The sequence below is a fragment of the Streptomyces sp. NPDC107471 genome, assembly GCF_055582845.1.
Window position 1 is genome coordinate 644,284 of sequence record NZ_JBVJPC010000005.1, and the last position, 16,283, is coordinate 660,566.

At 72.1% G+C, this 16,283-nt stretch carries 11 protein-coding genes; 6 read left to right on the forward strand and 5 right to left on the reverse strand.

Translation table 11 applies throughout. The features are described from left to right. Positions 1-4: 4 nt before the first annotated feature. The 3 genes from nhaA to ACZ66S_RS20450 form a co-directional block, all read right to left on the reverse strand. Complete coding sequence (nhaA, locus tag ACZ66S_RS20440; RefSeq protein ID WP_469902900.1) at positions 5-1,423, reverse strand: Na+/H+ antiporter NhaA; 1,419 nt, start codon at positions 1,421-1,423, stop codon at positions 5-7. 150 nt (positions 1,424-1,573) lie between these two features. Continuing rightward, entirely contained in the window at positions 1,574-3,532 is a 1,959-nt protein-coding gene (acs, locus tag ACZ66S_RS20445; protein ID WP_469902901.1) for an acetate--CoA ligase, read from the reverse strand. A 640-nt stretch (positions 3,533-4,172) separates the two neighbouring features. After that, positions 4,173-6,581: a bifunctional SulP family inorganic anion transporter/carbonic anhydrase gene (locus ACZ66S_RS20450; RefSeq protein ID WP_469902902.1), complete on the reverse strand. Its 2,409-nt coding sequence runs from the start codon at positions 6,579-6,581 to the stop codon at positions 4,173-4,175. 297 nt (positions 6,582-6,878) lie between these two features. On the opposite strand from ACZ66S_RS20450, the gene ACZ66S_RS20455 reads away from it, so the two are divergent. Further along, on the forward strand, positions 6,879-8,150 hold the full coding sequence (locus ACZ66S_RS20455) for a polysaccharide deacetylase family protein (RefSeq protein WP_469902903.1): 1,272 nt from the start codon (positions 6,879-6,881) through the stop codon (positions 8,148-8,150). 70 nt (positions 8,151-8,220) lie between these two features. Here ACZ66S_RS20455 and ACZ66S_RS20460 read toward each other — a convergent pair whose 3' ends face one another. After that, on the reverse strand, positions 8,221-9,207 hold the full coding sequence (locus ACZ66S_RS20460; protein ID WP_469902904.1) for an ATP-binding protein: 987 nt from the start codon (positions 9,205-9,207) through the stop codon (positions 8,221-8,223). 101 nt (positions 9,208-9,308) lie between these two features. Here ACZ66S_RS20460 and ACZ66S_RS20465 point away from each other — a divergent pair, with 101 nt between their 5' ends. Beyond that, the gene (locus tag ACZ66S_RS20465) at positions 9,309-10,133 is read left to right on the forward strand and encodes a Fic family protein (protein ID WP_469902905.1); all 825 of its coding nucleotides are present in this window, start codon (positions 9,309-9,311) and stop codon (positions 10,131-10,133) included. Positions 10,134-10,468: 335 nt separating this feature from the next. Here ACZ66S_RS20465 and ACZ66S_RS20470 read toward each other — a convergent pair whose 3' ends face one another. Next, complete coding sequence (locus ACZ66S_RS20470) at positions 10,469-11,302, reverse strand: HAD family hydrolase (protein ID WP_053848156.1); 834 nt, start codon at positions 11,300-11,302, stop codon at positions 10,469-10,471. 608 nt (positions 11,303-11,910) lie between these two features. Between ACZ66S_RS20470 and ssd the strand changes: the two genes are divergently transcribed. The 4 genes from ssd to ACZ66S_RS20490 all read left to right on the forward strand — a co-directional run bounded on the left by ssd (position 11,911) and on the right by ACZ66S_RS20490 (position 16,208). Next, a complete protein-coding gene (ssd, locus tag ACZ66S_RS20475; protein ID WP_469902906.1) occupies positions 11,911-13,035 on the forward strand; it encodes a septum site-determining protein Ssd in 1,125 nt (374 codons plus the stop codon). Beyond that, complete coding sequence (locus ACZ66S_RS20480) at positions 13,032-14,402, forward strand: TadA family conjugal transfer-associated ATPase (protein ID WP_469902907.1); 1,371 nt, start codon at positions 13,032-13,034, stop codon at positions 14,400-14,402. The genes ssd and ACZ66S_RS20480 overlap by 4 nt, the downstream gene beginning before the upstream one ends. Positions 14,403-14,487: 85 nt before the next feature. After that, positions 14,488-15,423, forward strand: coding sequence for a type II secretion system F family protein (locus ACZ66S_RS20485; protein ID WP_469903038.1), 936 nt, complete (start codon positions 14,488-14,490; stop codon positions 15,421-15,423). Continuing rightward, positions 15,420-16,208 carry a type II secretion system F family protein gene (locus ACZ66S_RS20490; RefSeq protein ID WP_469902908.1) on the forward strand — a complete coding sequence of 263 codons (789 nt, stop codon included), beginning with the start codon at positions 15,420-15,422 and terminating at the stop codon, positions 16,206-16,208. The genes ACZ66S_RS20485 and ACZ66S_RS20490 overlap by 4 nt, the downstream gene beginning before the upstream one ends. Positions 16,209-16,283: the final 75 nt, after the last annotated feature.

Genomic DNA, 16,283 nt, shown 5'->3' on the forward strand with positions numbered 1-16,283 from the left:
CAGATCATGCCCGACGGTCGTCCTCCTCGCCTGCCCCGCCCGTCACTTCGGCAAGCCGCTCGGCGGTCTGGCGCTCGGCGATCCGGCGGTGCTCGGCGGCCTTGCGCTCGTGGATGGCCGCCATCCGCAGGTGGTACGCCGGGTCGTCCTCCTCGTACACGTCCGGAATCCCGTCCAGGTCCTCGTCGCGCTCCTCGGCCTCGTACAGCCTGCGGTACTTGGCATTGCGCAGCTTCAGCAGCACGGTCGCGAGCAGGGCCGCGGTCAGCGAACCGACGAGTACGGCCGCCTTGACCTCGTCGGTGAGCGTGGCGTCGCCGTCGAAGGCGAGCTCCCCGATGAGCAGGGACACGGTGAAGCCGATGCCGGCGAGCGTCGCCACCGCGAACACGTCGGCCCACGCGAGGTCGTCGCTGAGCGAGGCCCGGGTGAAGCGGGCCGTCAGCCAGGTCCCGCCGAAGATGCCGAGCGTCTTGCCGAGGACCAGTCCGAGCACCACGCCCAGCGTCTCCGGCCGGGTGAACACATCGCCGAGCGTGCCGCCCGACACCGAGACACCGGCGCTGAAGAGGGCGAACAGCGGGACGGCCAGGCCCGCCGAGAGCGGCCGTACGAGATGCTCGATGCGCTCGCCCGGGGAGCGCTCCTCGTCCCCCCGCCGGGTGCAGCGCAGCATCAGACCCATCGCGACGCCCGCGATCGTGGCGTGGATGCCGCTGTTGTACATCAGCGCCCAGATCACCAGCGCGAGCGGGACATAGACGTACCATCCACGCACGCCCTTGCGCAGCAGCGCCCAGAAGACCACGAGGCCGGCGGCCGCGCCGCCGAGCGCGGCGAAGTCGATGTCGGCGGTGAAGAAGACCGCGATGATCAGGATCGCGAAGAGGTCGTCGACGACGGCCAGGGTGAGCAGGAAGGCCCGCAGCGCGCCCGGCAGCCAGGTGCCGATGACGGCGAGCACGGCGAGCGCGAAGGCGATGTCGGTGGCGGTGGGCACGGCCCAGCCGGCCAGGGAGCCGCCGCCGGTGAGGTTGGTGAGGGTGTAGACGAGGGCCGGTACGGCCATGCCGCACAGGGCCGCCACCACGGGCAGCGCGGCCGCCCTGGGGTCCTTCAGGTCGCCGGCGACCAGCTCGCGCTTGAGTTCGATGCCGGCCACGAAGAAGAACACCGCGAGGAGTCCGTCGGCGGCCCAGTGCTCGATCGACAGGTTCAGTCCGAGAGCCGCGGGGCCCAGGTGGAAGTGGCTGACGCTCTCGTAACTGTGGTGCAGCGCGGGGATGTTCGCCCAGATCAGGGCGGCGACGGCGGCGACGAGGAGCAGCACACCGCCGACCGTCTCGGCGCGCAGCGCGTCCGCGACGAAGGTGCGCTCGGGAAGGGAGAGGCGTCCGAGGACCTTACGGGTGGGCGCGGGCATCGGGGGGACCTCCGGTCGGTGGGCAGGGCAGTGCTACTCGCCGACCAGACTTCCCGGCACACCTTGAGGGTCACGCAGTTTTCTTTACTTTACCTAAAAGGGGCGCCCGGCGCGTTCTCGCGCCCGGCGCCCCCTGGTGCCTGCGGCCGGTCAGTCCTCGCTGGGCGTGGCCGGCAGCTTGGCCTGGATGAGGTCCATGACCGTGGAGTCCGTCAGCGTGGTGACGTCACCGAGCTGGCGGTTCTCGGCGACGTCCCGCAGCAGACGGCGCATGATCTTGCCGGAGCGGGTCTTGGGCAGCTCGGCCACCGGCAGGATCCGCTTCGGCTTGGCGATCGGGCCGAGGGTGGCGCCCACGTGGTTGCGCAGGTCGTTGACGAGGCCCTCGTCCTCGGCGTTCGCCGTGCCGCGCAGGATCACGAAGGCCACGATGGCCTGCCCGGTCGTCTCGTCGGCGGCACCGACGACCGCCGCCTCGGCGACCGAGGGGTGGGAGACCAGCGCGGACTCCACCTCGGTGGTCGAGATGTTGTGGCCGGAGACCAGCATGACGTCGTCGACGCGGCCCAGCAGCCAGATGTCGCCGTCGTCGTCCTTCTTCGCGCCGTCGCCGGCGAAGTACCGGCCCTCGAAGCGTGCCCAGTACGTGTCGAGGAAGCGCTGGTCGTCGCCCCAGATGGTGCGCAGCATCGACGGCCACGGCTCGGTGAGGACGAGGTAGCCGCCTCCGCCGTTGGGGACCTCATTGGCCTCGTCGTCGACGACGGTCGCGGAGATGCCGGGCAGCGGGGTCTGCGCGGAGCCGGGCTTGGTCGCGGTGGCACCGGGCAGCGGGGAGATCATCATCGCGCCGGTCTCGGTCTGCCACCAGGTGTCCACGATCGGCGTCTGGTCGGCCCCGATGTGCTTGCGGTACCAGATCCACGCCTCGGGGTTGATCGGCTCGCCGACCGAGCCCAGCACCCGCAGGCTGCTGAGGTCGAACTTCGCGGGGATGTCGTCGCCCCACTTCATGAACGTACGGATCGCGGTGGGAGCCGTGTACAGGATCGTCACCCCGTACTTCTGGATGATCTCCCAGAAGCGGCCCTGGTGCGGGGTGTCCGGGGTGCCCTCGTACATGACCTGGGTGGCGCCGTTGGCGAGCGGGCCGTAGACGATGTACGAGTGCCCGGTGACCCAGCCGACGTCGGCCGTGCACCAGTAGACGTCGGTCTCCGGCTTGAGGTCGAAGACGGCGTGGTGGGTGTACGCGGTCTGGGTGAGGTAGCCGCCGGAGGTGTGCAGGATGCCCTTGGGCTTACCCGTCGTCCCGGACGTGTACAGGATGAACAGCGGCTGCTCGGCGTTGAACGCCTCGGGCGTGTGCTCGGCCGACTGGCGCTCGACGATCTCGTGCCACCACACGTCCCGGCTGTCGTCCCAGGCGACCTCCTGGCCGGTGCGGCGGACGACCAGCACGTGCTCGACGTTGCCGGCCTTGCCGGCCGCCTCGTCGACGGCGGGCTTGAGCGCGGACGGCTTGCCGCGCCGGTAGCCGCCGTCGGAGGTGATGACGACCTTGGCGTCGGCGTCCTGGATGCGGGTGGCGAGGGCGTCCGCCGAGAATCCGCCGAAGACCACGGAGTGCGCGGCGCCGATCCGGGCGCACGCGAGCATCGCGACGGCCGTCTCGGGGATCATCGGCATGTAGACGGCGACCCGGTCGCCCTTCTGGACGCCCAGCTCCAGCAGGGCGTTCGCGGCCCTGGAGACCTCGTCCTTGAGCTCGGCGTAGGTGATCGCGCGGCTGTCGCCCGGCTCGCCCTCGAAGTGGATGGCGACCCGGTCCCCGTGGCCCGCCTCGACATGCCGGTCGACGCAGTTGTACGCCACGTTGAGCTCGCCGTCCTGGAACCACTTGGCGAACGGCGGGTTCGACCAGTCCAGCGTCTCGGTCGGCTCCTTGGCCCAGCTCAGCCGGCGGGCCTGCGCGGCCCAGAAACCCAGCCGGTCAGCCTTGGCCTGCTCATACGCCTCCGCCGTGACGTTGGCGTTGGCGGCCAGGTCGGCGGGGGGTGCGAACCTGCGCTCTTCCTTGAGCAGGTTGGCCAGGCTTTCGTTGCTCACGGCATCTGCCTTTCCCAGGGTGTCCGTTGTGTCCCAGGCCACAGCTCATCAGACCGCGGATGCGATGACAAGGGTCGACTGGAAATTGGTTTAGACCTGTGGACCCATCGAGTCCGGCGGACCGGGTCATCCGTACCCACGGACGCCGACCAGGCGGAGTTCAGTACGTATGACGCCTTTCACACTCCTGCCGCCCGCGTCCGGGTACGTGGGGGGGGCGCCGCCGGCGTCGGGCGCTGCGAGTGGGGAGCGCGGGCGGCCGGGATACGGGGGCGGCGGGGTGCGTCGGAGGCGGACGGCGGGCCGGGACTGTTGGAGGTGTGCTGTCGGCGTCATCCGGGCGCGGTGACGTTCATCGGGGCTCGGCGTGTCGCGGACCTGGAAGCGGTGACGGCCGGCGTGGCTCGGACGCGGTGACATCCGGCGTGTCCCTACGTGCGTGGGTCTGCGTGCCTGCCCCTGCGTGCGTGCGTGCGTGGCTTGGCGTGGCCCCGGCGTGTCGCGCCCGTGGGCCCGTGGCCCGTGACCCGCAGGACCGTGTCCTTGGTCCTGCGGCCCGCACGCGGTCGCCGACCACCCCGCGCCCGGGCAGTGTGCTCGGGGTGCGGCCCCTCCTGGAGGGACCGCACCCCGCGACGGCTCACGCCGACAGGTCCGCCGCCTCCACGTGCTCGAACAGCCCGTCTCCGTCCCCGCCGGTGAGCAGGTACGCCTGGGCCTCGCCCACGTGGAAGTACATCCCGTGCAGCTCCAGCTTCCCCTCCCGCAGGGCCCGGGCGACCGAGTCGTGGGCGCTCAGGTGCTCCAACTGCTGGACCACGTTGGTCAGACAGAGCTGCTCGACCGCGTCGGCGGGCGCCCGCCCGGCGAGCCTGGCCCAGGGCCGGCCGCCGTCGGCCATCCGCTCCAGACTGGGCAGCCCGTGCCGCAGCCAGCGCTTCAGGGGGGTACGGGCGCCGCCCGGCTCGGAGTTGAGCAGTGCCTGCATGGCCCCGCAGCCGGAGTGCCCGCACACCGTGATGGAGCGCACCTTCAGCACGTCCACCGCGTACTCGATCGCGGCCGCCACCGAGTCGTCGCCGCTCTCCTCGCCGGGCCGGGGGACGAGGTTGCCCACATTGCGCACCACGAACAGGTCACCCGGACCACTGGAGGTGATCATCGAGGTGACGAGCCGCGAATCGGCGCAGGTGAGGAAGAGCTGGTCCGGTTGCTGGCCCTCGCGCGCCAGCCGGGCCAGCTCGCCCCGCACGATCGGCGCGGTGTTGCGCTGGAACGCGCTGATGCCACGCGCCAGGTCGTGCCCGCTGGACTCCCGGGACCCGCCCGGAGTCTGCGCGGCACCGGGCTCACCGGAGGCATCCGCGCCCGCGACGGCCTGCGCGGTGTACGGCCGCTCGCACTGATGGTTGCGCCAGGCCGTCCAGGGGCGGCAGCGGCAGTGCCCGTCGTCGGACGGCTCGGCGATGCGCGTCCCCGGTCTGCGACCGGTCAGCTCGACGGAACCGCCCTGTGCGGTGTGCGTCTTCTGCCAGTCGTGCAGCGACTCGTACGCCGCGTGGTCCATGAACGACCCGTCCAGCTCCACGACGGCGGCCGCCCCCTGGGGGACCAGGTGCAGGGCCCGGCTGAGCCGCGGCACCGCGAGGAAGGTCAACTGCCCGCGTACATGGACGTGATGGACGCCTTCTCTCTCGCAGTGCGTGATCCGGGTGCGGGTGAGGCGGTGCAGGGCGACTCCGACGGCGACGGCGATGCCCAGCGTCACGCCCTCCAGGACGCCGAACACGACCACGCCGACGGTGGTGACGGCGTAGACCAGGACCTCCCGGTGCCGCGTCACCGTGCGGATGTGGTGCAGGGACACCATCTGGATGCCGACGGCCATCACCAGGGCGGCGAGCGAGGCGAGCGGGATGAACTCGAGGATTGGGACCATCAGCAGCGCGGCGATCACCACGAGAACTCCGTGCAGCATCGTGGAGTTCCGGCTGACGGCACCCGCCTGGACGTTGGCGGAACTGCGCACCGCCACACCGGCGACGGGCAGTCCGCCGAGGGAGCCGGAGACGATGTTGGCGGCGCCCTGGCCGAGCAGTTCGCGGTCCAGGTCGGAGCGGCCGACACGGGCCCCGCGGCCCGCACCGCTGCTCGCGGCGATCAGGTCGGGGCGTCCGGACGCCAGCTTGTCGACGGCCACCGCGCCCAGCAGCGACTGCACGCTGCACACCAGGGTGGTGGTCAGTACGGCGGCGACGAGCCCCAGCACGGGCCCCTCGGGCAGTCCGGCCAGCGCATGGCTGCTCCAGGACGGCAGGTCGACCTTCGGCACGGCCAGACCGGCGAGGCAGGCGGCGGTGGTGGCTCCGGCGACGGCGACGAGCGCGGCCGGGATCTTCCGCAGGAGTTGCCCCGCGCGACCCGGGATGCGCGGCCAGAGGAAGAGCAGCGCCAATGTCAGCACGCTCACCGAGACCGAGGCGGGTTGCAGCCGTGCCAACTGGGCGGGCAGGGCGCGGAGGTTGTCGAGGACGGAGCTCTGCGGGGTGCCGCCGAGGACGATGTGCAACTGGGCGACCGCGATGGTGACGCCGATGCCGGCCAGCATGCCGTGCACGATCGCGGGGCTGACGGCGAGCGCGGTGCGGGCCACGCGCAGGCAGCCGAGGCCGAGTTGGGCCACTCCGGCCAGCACTGTGATGGCGCAGGTGGTCCGCCAGCCGTAACGATGGATCAGGTCGGCGGTGACCACGGTGAGGCCGGCGGCAGGACCGCTGACCTGGAGCGGGGAGCCGCCCAGCTTGCCGGCGACGATCCCTCCGACGGCGGCGGCCACGAGGCCGGCCTGGAGGGGTGCGCCGGTGGCGAGGGCGATGCCCAGGGACAGGGGCAGGGCGATCAGGAAGACCGCGATCGATGCCGACACGTCGGCGCCCGCGATGCGGAAGCGGCGGGGCGGGGTCGGCGGGGGGCTGTGGGCAGGGTGGATGCGCCTCGTGTGGTGCGAGTCGCTCGGGTCGGTGGCGCGGGTGGGAACACAGGCTGACATTTTTCCCGTCTCCTCCGGGGCAGCGCGGTCGCGGAACAGGTGGTCCCCCGTGTGGGACGGGGGTCGGGTCGCGGCCGTGGGTCACGGCGTGCAGCGGCGGGATGAATCAACGCTCGGTAAATGGATCGTAATGCAGAGTAAAGGACAGGCATAGACTTTCCGGGCAAATGGGTTAACAGTCCACCTGAATGGGTGAAGTGGCAATTTCATCGGCTTGTCGTACTAATTCCTTCCCGGGCTCATGCGAACTTGGCGGCGCTGTCGTTGCCCCGAGAGAAGGAAGAAGGTGGGCGGAACATGGCCGCCACCCACAGGATTGCCGCGGGAGCCGTGGTCGCCGCGGTCTGCGCCGCCTCGCTCGCCGGTTGCGCCACCGACGCCTCCGAGGGAGGAGCCGCGGGCCCGCAGAAGGCGAAGCCCGCCCAGGCCCCGCCCAAGCGGGTGTTCCGTCTGATCGGTGACGGATCCACCGCCTACACCGGAGCGCAGCCGCACCTGCCCCGAGCCCAACGCCTCAAGCCCGGCGAGAAGCCCCCGCAGTTCGTGGTGTTCTCCTGGGACGGCGCCGGCGAGGACAGCCAGAAGCTGTTCTCGCACTTCCGTGAGGTCGCCAAGGCGAACCACGCGACGATGACGTACTTCCTGAGCGGCGTGTACATGCTGCCGGAGGACAAGCGCGCCGAGTACCGGCCGCCGCAGCACTCCCCGGGCCGCTCCGACATCGGCTTCAACGACGAGCAGGGCATCGCCGACACCGTCAAGCAGCTCCGCCTCGCCTGGCTGGAGGGCAACGAGATCGGCACCCACTTCAACGGCCACTTCTGCGGCAGCGGCGGCGGGGTCGGCCAGTGGTCGGTCGAGGAGTGGAAGGACGAGATCGCCCAGGCGAAGAAGTTCGTCAAGTCCTGGAAGACCAACACCGGGATGACGAAGGCCGCCCCGCTGCCCTTCGACTACGACAAGGAGCTCATCGGCGCCCGCACCCCCTGCCTGGAAGGACAGAAGAACTTCATGCAGGCCGCCCGCGAGCTGGGCTTCCGCTACGACACCAGCGGGGTCAACGAGCAGCTCTGGCCGAAGAAGAAGCAGGGCCTGTGGGACCTGTCGATGCAGCTCGTGCCCTTCCCCGGGCACTCCTACGAGCAGCTCACCATGGACTACAACTTCATGGTCAACCAGTCCGGCACCCGGACCCAGGGCGACCCTGGCAAGCACGAGTTCTGGGGCGACCAGATGCGCGACGGCCTCCTCAAGGGCTTCCGGCGTGCCTACGACGGCAACCGCGCGCCGCTGATCATCGGCAACCACTTCGAGTCCTGGAACGGCGGCACGTACATGCGGGCCGTCGAGGAGACCGTCGAGCAGGTGTGCAACAAGCCCGACGTGCGCTGTGTCTCCTTCCGGCAGCTCGCCGACTGGCTGGACGCCCAGGACCCGAAGACCCTCGAGAGGATGCGCACCCTCGGGGTGGGCGAGGCGCCCCGGCAGGGCTGGCCGGCCTTCCTGTCGGGCCGGCCGGCCCCGGCACCGAAGGGCGTACCGGGAGCACCGGCGGCCAAGCGGCCGTAGCGGTCGTGGAAGGTCGCACGCTGCAAGGCGGCCGGGCGGGGCGGTCGCGGTCGTCGGACGGCGGTGGCCGTCAGACGCTCGCGGCCGGCACCGCGCTCTCGCCGAGCACGAACGAGGGGTCGATCTGCGCCGCCAGGTCGGCCCCCGTGCGCTCGTTGCCCCAGGACCGGGCGTTCTTCAGGTGGAAGTGCACCATCTGCTGGGTGTAGCGCTCCGCGTCCCGCAGGCCGTACGTCGCGTCGACGGCCGTCCGCAGCCGGTGCAGGGCGCGCCGGTTGACGTCCTCCAGGAGCGCGAACCGCGGCGGCCGGCCCTTCTCCAGGGCGCGCACCCACTCGGAGTGCCCGACGGTCACCAGCAGGTCGTCCCCGACCTCGGCGCGGAGGAAGTCGAGGTCGTCCTGGCCCTGCACCTTGTTGCCGACGACCTTCAGGACGACGCCGAAGTCGCGGGCGTACTCCTTGTACTGGCGATAGACGGATACTCCCTTCCGGGTCGGCTCGGCGACGAGGAACGTGATGTCGAAACGGGTGAACATGCCGGAGGCGAAGGAGTCCGAGCCCGCCGTCATGTCCACCACGACGTACTCGTCCGGCCCGTCCACCAGGTGGTTCAGGCACAGCTCCACCGCTCCCGTCTTGGAGTGGTAGCAGGCGACCCCGAGGTCGGCGTCCGTGAAGGGGCCGGTGACCATCAAACGGACGACGTCGCCGTCGAGTTCCACCGGTCGGGCGCAGGCGTCCCAGACCGGGTTGTCCTCGCGCACCCGCAGCAACCGCGAGCCCGCGCCGGGTGGAGTGGTCTTGATCATCTCCGCGGCCGAGGCGATCCGCGGATTGGTGCCGCGCAGGTACTCCTTGATCAGCGGCAGCCGCTCGCCCAGGGCGGGCAGCGCGGCCGCCTCCGTCTCGTCCAGGCCGAGCGCCGGCCCCAGATGCTGGTTGATGTCGGCGTCGACGGCCAGCACCGGCGCTCCGGTGGCCGCGAGGTGGCGGATGAACAGGGAGGACAGGGTGGTCTTGCCGCTGCCGCCCTTCCCGACGAAAGCAATTTTCATGTTCACCAAGAGTAGTCGGGTGATAGCTCTACGTGGCAGACGTGCGTGAAGAAGACCACTCCATCGAGGGGCGCGGCTCCGGGTTGCGTAGTGTCGTACTCATGAGTACGACAGGCGCGAACGCCGATCCGCTCGCGGCCCTGGGCTCGCTGCCCGGTGTGGCCGAGTCCGTGGAGTCCGTGCGCAAGTCCGTGGACCGGGTCTACGGACACCGTGTCATGCGGCGCCGCAGCAACGAGATCACCTCCGAGGCCGCCCTGCGCGGCGCCCGCGGCTCTGCCGCGCTGTCCGGCGCGGACTGGGCCCTCGAAGAGGTGCGCCGCCGCTCCGACTTCGGCGTCGACGGCGAGGCACGCGTCATGGGCGCCGCGCTCAGGCTCACCGCCGAGGCCGGCCAACTGCTGTCCATCTGGCGGCAGTCGCCCCTGCGGGTGCTGGCCCGGCTGCACCTGGTCGCCGCGGCCACCGACGAGGACGAGGTCGGGCGCCCCCGCCAGGCCGGCGAGAGCGTCGACGAGCCGCTGATCGAGCTGCCCCTGCCGGGCGCGGCGGAGGTCTCGGGCCGGCTGGAGGGCCTGTCGGAGCTGATCATCGCGGGCACCTCGGCCCCCGCCCTGGTCACCGCCGCCGTCGTACAGGGCGAACTGCTCGCCCTGCGACCGTTCGTCTCCCACAACGGCCTCATCGCGCGCGCGGCCGCGCGGATCGTCCTGGTCGGCAGCGGTCTCGACCCCAAGTCGGTCTGCCCGGCGGAGGTCGGTCACGCCGAACTGGGCCGTGCGGCCTATCTGGCGGCACTGGACGGCTATGTCTCCGGCACCCCCGAGGGCATGGCCGCCTGGATCGCCCACTGCGGCAGCGCGATCGAACTGGGCGCGCGCGAGTCGACGGCGGTCTGCGAGGCGCTCCAGCGCGGGGCGGCGTAGGACCCCCTGAACAGGGTTGCGGCGGTACGAGGATTCGTACCGCCGCTGGCATGTTCACCGCGTTACCAAGCGTCCTCGATATGTTGCCCATCAGGTCGGGAACTTTGCCCGTCACCTGGTGCGGCTGGCCCGTAATCGACGGGTCGACGTCGCGTGGGTGCCCGGTGTCCATGCTCGGTCCGTGGGGCCAAATGCGTTTTTAAGGTGATCCTCTCGGATGTCCTTGGTCTCGCGGGCCGTTAACCCCTTTGTACTCCCGGACCGCGGCAAGCGGAACCCCTGGCCGCCGTTCTTTACTTTTGTGCGCAAATAGGTTTCAAGTGGCCGGAATCACGTCAGGCGACCGTCGACCGCCGCCGATTCGCGTACCAGACGAGACCTGCTGTCGCTGCCGCCGCTCCTATCGCGGCGACCGCGACGAGGGCCGGGCGGGGCGGTACCGCGAATCCGGGCAGCCGCTGCTTGAGCCGGACCGGCCGGTGGAAATCGAGAATCGGCCACCCGCGCGCGAGGGCCTCGCGACGCAGGGCCCGGTCCGGGTTGACGGCGTGCGGATGACCCACGGCCCGCAGCATCGGCAGGTCGGTCGCCGAGTCGCTGTAGGCGTAGCACCGCTCCAGGTCGTACCCCTCGGACTCGGCCAGCTCCTTGACGGCCTCGGCTTTCGTCGGGCCGTAGGCGTAGTACTCCACCTCGCCGGTGAAGCAGCCGTCCTCGCCCACGACCATGCGGGTGGCCACCACCCGGTCGGCGCCCAGGAGTTCACCGATCGGCTCGACCACCTCGGCGCCCGACGTGGACACGATGACGACGTCCCGGCCGGCGGTGTGGTGCTCCTCGATGAGGGAAGCGGCCTCGTCGTAGATGATCGGGTCGATCAGGTCGTGGAGGGTCTCGGCCACGATCTCCTTGACCTGCTGGACGTTCCAGCCGCGCACGAGCGCGGAGAGATACTCGCGGGTGCGCTCCATCTGGTCGTGGTCCATACCGCCGACGAGGAAGACGAACTGGGCATATGCGGTCCGCAAGGCGGCCCTGCGGTTGATCAGGCCGCCTTGGTAGAACGACTTGCTGAACGTGAGCGTGCTCGACTTCGCAATGACCGTCTTGTCCAGGTCAAAGAAGGCCGCTGTGCGGGGCAAGGAGTGGTTTTCCACGACCCCGAGCATAGGCGCAGCCCATTCGGCGTAAGGTGAGGCGCGTGGGTTTGCCTGAGAGGGCTCTCGGGTACACCATGGAAGTCACGGATCGTTCGCGACCGTGCTAACGCGGTCCGGCTCCTCCCCCCCCGAGTCGGCCGTGGAGACGACCCCCACTCTCCCCCCCGGTGGGGGTCGTCGCATGTCCGGGTGGGTTTTCTTCTTCCGTACGCGGTTCTGTGATCCCTGCGAGGCGGCTTCGGCCGCCCTTTCGGCATGCTCATGATTCGTCACTCTGGGTAGCCGTCACGCTGCTCTGCGGGAGTCGTACACAGGCGGCACACCCTCACCGGTATGGGTGACGGCGATATTCACAGGCGTCGAGTTGTCCACAGTTATCCACCAAGATCCACACGATTTCCGGGATGGCTGCACCGTGATTCCCACACGTCCCGCTCCGGCCGACTTCATGGCCGGTTCTGGTTTGTCGGGTGTGTTTGGCCGGTTCGTATCGGCCGTTCATATGGAGGCCGGTTGCCGGTTCTTCACATGTTTGGGAATCGCGGGGCCGAAGGGGCCTCGGGGGAGAGGCGCCGGGCGGGCCCCTGGAGGGGCCTCGCACGGCGCGGTGAAGGGGGATGGAGACCGTGACCGCAGCCGTCACACACGAGGGACAGCCCACCGCCGGAGGGCGGCCGGGCCGGCCGTTGATCGTCACGGAGGACGCGGACCTGCTCGACGACCTGCTGCGGCTGTGCGCGGCGGCCGGGGCGACGGCCGAGGTCCATCACGGGATGCCGCAGCCCAGAGGAAGCTGGGAGGCCGCCCCGCTCGTCCTGGTGGGCGACGACGCCGCCCTGCGGGTGCGCGGGGCCGCCCGCAGACGGGGAGTGGTCCTCGTCGGCCGGGACCAGGACGACTCCGGGGTGTGGAAGCGGGCCGTCGAGATCGGCGCCGACCACGTCCTGATGCTGCCCGACGGCGAGCAGTGGCTGGTCGACCGGATCGCCGACGTCACCGAGGGCGTCGGCCGGCCCGCTCTCACCGTCGGAGTCATCGGCGGCCGCGGCGGGGCCGGGGCCTCCACGCTCGCGTGCGCCCTCGCCGTCACCTCCGCGCGTGAGGGCCTGCGCACGCTCCTCGTGGACGCCGATCCGCTGGGCGGCGGACTCGACGTACTCCTCGGCGGCGAGAGCACCGAGGGACTGCGCTGGCCGGCGTTCGCCGCCTCGCGAGGACGGGTCGGCGGGGGCGCCCTGGAGGAGTCGCTGCCGCAACTGCATTCGCTGCGGGTCCTGAGCTGGGACCGCGGCGACCGCATCGCCGTCCCGCCACAGGCCGTACGGGCGGTGCTCGCCGCGGCCCGGCGCCGAGGCGGCACCGTCGTCGTCGACCTGCCCCGCCGCCTCGACGACGGCGTCGCCGAGGCCCTTGCCCAGATCGACCTCGGGATCCTCGTGGTCCCCGCCGAACTGCGTGCCGTCGCCGCGGCCGGTCGCATGGCCTCCGGCGTCGGCATGGTCCTGCGCGACCTGCGGGTGGCGGTACGCGGCCCGTACGCCCCTGGTCTCGACGACCGCGAGGTGGCCCGCCTGCTGGGCCTGCCGCTGGTGGGTGAGATCCCGGTCGAGACGGTGCTCCAGCGACCCCAGGGGAGCGGATCACCGCCGGGTGCGGCCGCACGGGGACCGCTGGGTCGGTTCTGCAAGGAGTTCTGGGAGCGCGCGCTGGCGGAGACGGGGACGGGGGCGGGGACGGCATGAGCGGGTTCTCGGGGTTCTCGGGGGTCGGACGGGTGGAGGGCGTCGGGGGCGGCTCCGGCGAGGTGCGGCAGGCGGCGCGCCCGGTGGCGGGTTCCGTCGAGCGGCGGCGGTCGGGTTCGGCGCCGGTCGATGCTCCCGCGCGGCCGCGGACAGCCTCGGCGGGTGGTTCCACTTCGTCCTCGGCGGCCGGCGCGGACACGGCTCCGGGACTGCTGGACGGCGTACGGCAGTGGCTGGCCGAGAGCGGGGCCGAACCGACCCCCGCGCGCGTGGCCCAGGCGCTGCGCGAGCAGGGACGGGTCCTCGGGGACGCCGAAGTGCTGGGCGCGGCGGAGCGGTTGCGGTCCGAACTGGTCGGCAGCGGCCCTCTGGAGCCGTTGCTCACCGACCCGTCGGTGACGGACGTCCTCGTGTCGGCACCGGACCGGGTCTGGGTGGACCGCGGCGGCGGACTCGAACTGACCGCCGTGTCCTTTCCCGACGCGGCCGCCGTACGACGGCTCGCGCAGCGGCTCGCCGCGGTGGCGGGGCGGCGCCTCGACGACGCACGGCCCTGGGTCGACGCCCGGCTGCCGGACGGCACGCGGCTGCACGCGGTCCTCCCTCCGGTCGCCGTCGGCTGCGCCTGTCTGTCGCTGCGGGTCGTACGGCCGCGCGCGTTCACGCTGGACGAACTGGTCGCGGCCGGCACGGTCCCGCCGGGCGGGGACCGGGTGCTGCGGGCGCTGCTCGACGCCCGGCTGTCCTTCCTCATCAGCGGTGGGACGGGCACCGGGAAGACGACGCTGCTGAGCGCGCTGCTGGGGCTCGTCGGGCCCGGCGAGCGGATCGTGCTCGCGGAGGACTCGGCGGAGCTCAGGCCGGACCACCCGCACGTCGTCCGGCTGGAGACGAGACCCGCCAACCAGGAGGGCGCCGGACTGGTCACCCTTGAGGACCTGGTGCGCCAGGCACTGCGGATGCGGCCGGACCGACTCGTGGTGGGTGAGGTGCGCGGACCCGAAGTGGTGCACCTGCTGGCCGCGTTGAACACGGGCCATGAGGGCGGCTGCGGGACCGTGCACGCCAACGCGGCGGCCGATGTACCGGCCCGCCTGGAGGCGCTGGGTACGGCCGCCGGGCTCGACCGGGCCGCGCTGCACAGCCAGTTGGCGGCCGCGCTGTCGGTCGTCCTGCATCTGGTGCGCGACCGGACCGGGCGGCGGCGGATCGCCGAGGTGCGGGTGCTGGAGCGGGATCCCACAGGGCTGGTGCGCACGGTGCCGGCGCTGCGGTGGGGAGCCGAGGCGTTCGCGTACGAGCGGGGGTGGGAGCGGTTGCGGGGCCTGCTCGGGGATGCGATGCGGGAGGCGGGAAAGGGCGGATGACCGTGCAGGTGGGCGGCTCGAGTGCGTGGGCGGTGCCGGGGTGGCGTCGCGCGGTCCTGGACGGTGGGAGGACGTGGTGATCGGGATGGGGGAGATGTCGGTGGGGTCGACGGGAGTGGCCGTGGGGTGCCTCGGGACGGCTGTGTGGCTGTGGGGCGGGCGGCGTTCGGGGGTGCGGCGGGCGCGGGTGCTGCTGGCCGGTGGCGAGGTGGTGGGAGTCGGGCCTCCGCCCTGGCGGCGACTGATGGGTGAGCTGCGGCGGGTTCGTGGGCGGCTGGGGTTCGAGTGGTGGGCGGTGGTCGCCGGGCTGGTGCTCGCCGTGCTGGGGGCCTCGGTGCTGCCGGTCGTCGCGGGGGCGGCCGGGGTGCCGTTGCTGAGGCGGGTGCGGCTGGCCGGGCAGGAGCGTCGGGTGCGTGAGCGGCGGGCGGCCGCGGTGATCGCGCTGTGTGCGGTGGTCGCCGGGGAAGTGCGTGCGGGACGGCAGCCGGGGGAGGCGCTGGTGCGCGCGGTGCGGGACTTCGAGGGGCCGGGGGACGACGGGATTGGCTCGGGCTCGGGTGGGTCGGGGTCCGGGGCGCCGGAGTTCGGCGGCTTCGGGGAGACGCAGGCGGTCGTGCTGGCGGCGGCCCGGTTCGGTGGGGACGTGCCGGGGGCGCTCGCGGGGGCGGCTCGGCGGCCCGGTGCCGAGGGCTTGCTCGGGCTTGCCGCGTGCTGGCGGGTGGCCGTGGACCAGGGCGCGGGGCTCGCGGCGGGGCTCGACCGGCTCGAAGGGGCGTTGCGGGCCGAGCGCGACCAACGGGCTGATCTGCGCGCCCAGTTGGCGGGAGCGCGGTCCACGGCGTGGATGCTCGCCGCGTTGCCGGTGCTGGGCCTCGGTCTCGGTGCCGCATTAGGCGCCGATCCCCTGCACGTGCTTCTGCACACCGGGACCGGGCTGGGCTGCCTGCTGGTCGGTGGCCTGCTGGAGGGCGTCGGGATGTGGTGGGCGACGCGGATCGTACGGGGAGCGGAGGAGGCATGAGCGGGGAAGTTGTCCACAGGCTGGGGGCGGTTCTGGGGACCGCACTGCTGGTGGCCTGGTTCATCCGGTGGGCCGTGGCGGTGCGGCGCGAGCGCAGACTGCGGCGGCGGCTCGGGGAGTTGCTGGCCGTCGCGGAGGCCACGGCTGAGGGCCCGCGCTTCGAGGGACGTGAGTTCGCGCGGCGGTGGCTGCCCGTGCTCAGCGTCGGGTGTGCCGGGTGGGTGCTGGTCGGCGGAGTCGCCGGTGTCGTGCTCGGAATGGTCGTCGCGGCGGGCTTGTGGCGGTGGCGGCTGCGGCAGACGGCCGGCGTGGACGCCGGGGAGGCCGACGCGCGTGAGGCGGCCCGGCAACTCCCCCTCGCCGCCGACCTGCTGGCCGCGTGTATCGCGGCTGGTGCCGGTCCCGTCATCGCGGCGCAGGCCGTGGGCGAGGCACTGGGCGGACCCGTGGGAGAGGCGCTGGCCCGCGGGGCGGCCGAGGTACGGCTCGGCGGCGAACCGGGTGAGGCCTGGCGAAGGCTCGCCTCGACACCGGGCGCCGGGGCGCTGGCCCGGCTGCTGGAACGCGCCGATGTGACCGGGCTGCCCGCGGCCGGGCCGGTCGCCGGGTTGGCGGCGGACGCCCGCGCCGACTGGGGGCGCGCCGCCACGGCACGGGCGCGGAGGGCCGCTGTGCTGGTCACCGCGCCGGTGGGGCTGTGTTTCCTGCCCGCGTTCATCGCCGTCGGCGTGCTGCCGATCGTGATCGGACTCGCGGGAGGAGTGCTGGGGGGAGGGGGTGGGTGAGGGCGGCCGACGGTCGGTGAACCGGCCGACGAGCAGGCGGACGAGTGGTCGGAGCGTGTAGCCGGGCGAGCAGTC

Excerpts from the sequence above, each read along its gene's own strand:
- ACZ66S_RS20465 (WP_469902905.1), top strand. The coding sequence starts at position 9,309 with ATGAGTACGACAGGCGCGAACGCCGATCCGCTCGCGGCCCTGGGCTCG.
- ACZ66S_RS20485 (WP_469903038.1), top strand. The coding sequence starts at position 14,488 with ATGGGGGAGATGTCGGTGGGGTCGACGGGAGTGGCCGTGGGGTGCCTC.
- ssd (WP_469902906.1), top strand. The coding sequence starts at position 11,911 with ATGGAGACCGTGACCGCAGCCGTCACACACGAGGGACAGCCCACCGCC.
- ACZ66S_RS20490 (WP_469902908.1), top strand. The coding sequence starts at position 15,420 with ATGAGCGGGGAAGTTGTCCACAGGCTGGGGGCGGTTCTGGGGACCGCA.
- ACZ66S_RS20455 (WP_469902903.1), top strand. The coding sequence starts at position 6,879 with ATGGCCGCCACCCACAGGATTGCCGCGGGAGCCGTGGTCGCCGCGGTC.
- ACZ66S_RS20450 (WP_469902902.1), bottom strand. The coding sequence starts at position 6,581 with ATGTCAGCCTGTGTTCCCACCCGCGCCACCGACCCGAGCGACTCGCAC.
- ACZ66S_RS20470 (WP_053848156.1), bottom strand. The coding sequence starts at position 11,302 with ATGCTCGGGGTCGTGGAAAACCACTCCTTGCCCCGCACAGCGGCCTTC.
- nhaA (WP_469902900.1), bottom strand. The coding sequence starts at position 1,423 with ATGCCCGCGCCCACCCGTAAGGTCCTCGGACGCCTCTCCCTTCCCGAG.
- ACZ66S_RS20480 (WP_469902907.1), top strand. The coding sequence starts at position 13,032 with ATGAGCGGGTTCTCGGGGTTCTCGGGGGTCGGACGGGTGGAGGGCGTC.
- ACZ66S_RS20460 (WP_469902904.1), bottom strand. The coding sequence starts at position 9,207 with ATGAAAATTGCTTTCGTCGGGAAGGGCGGCAGCGGCAAGACCACCCTG.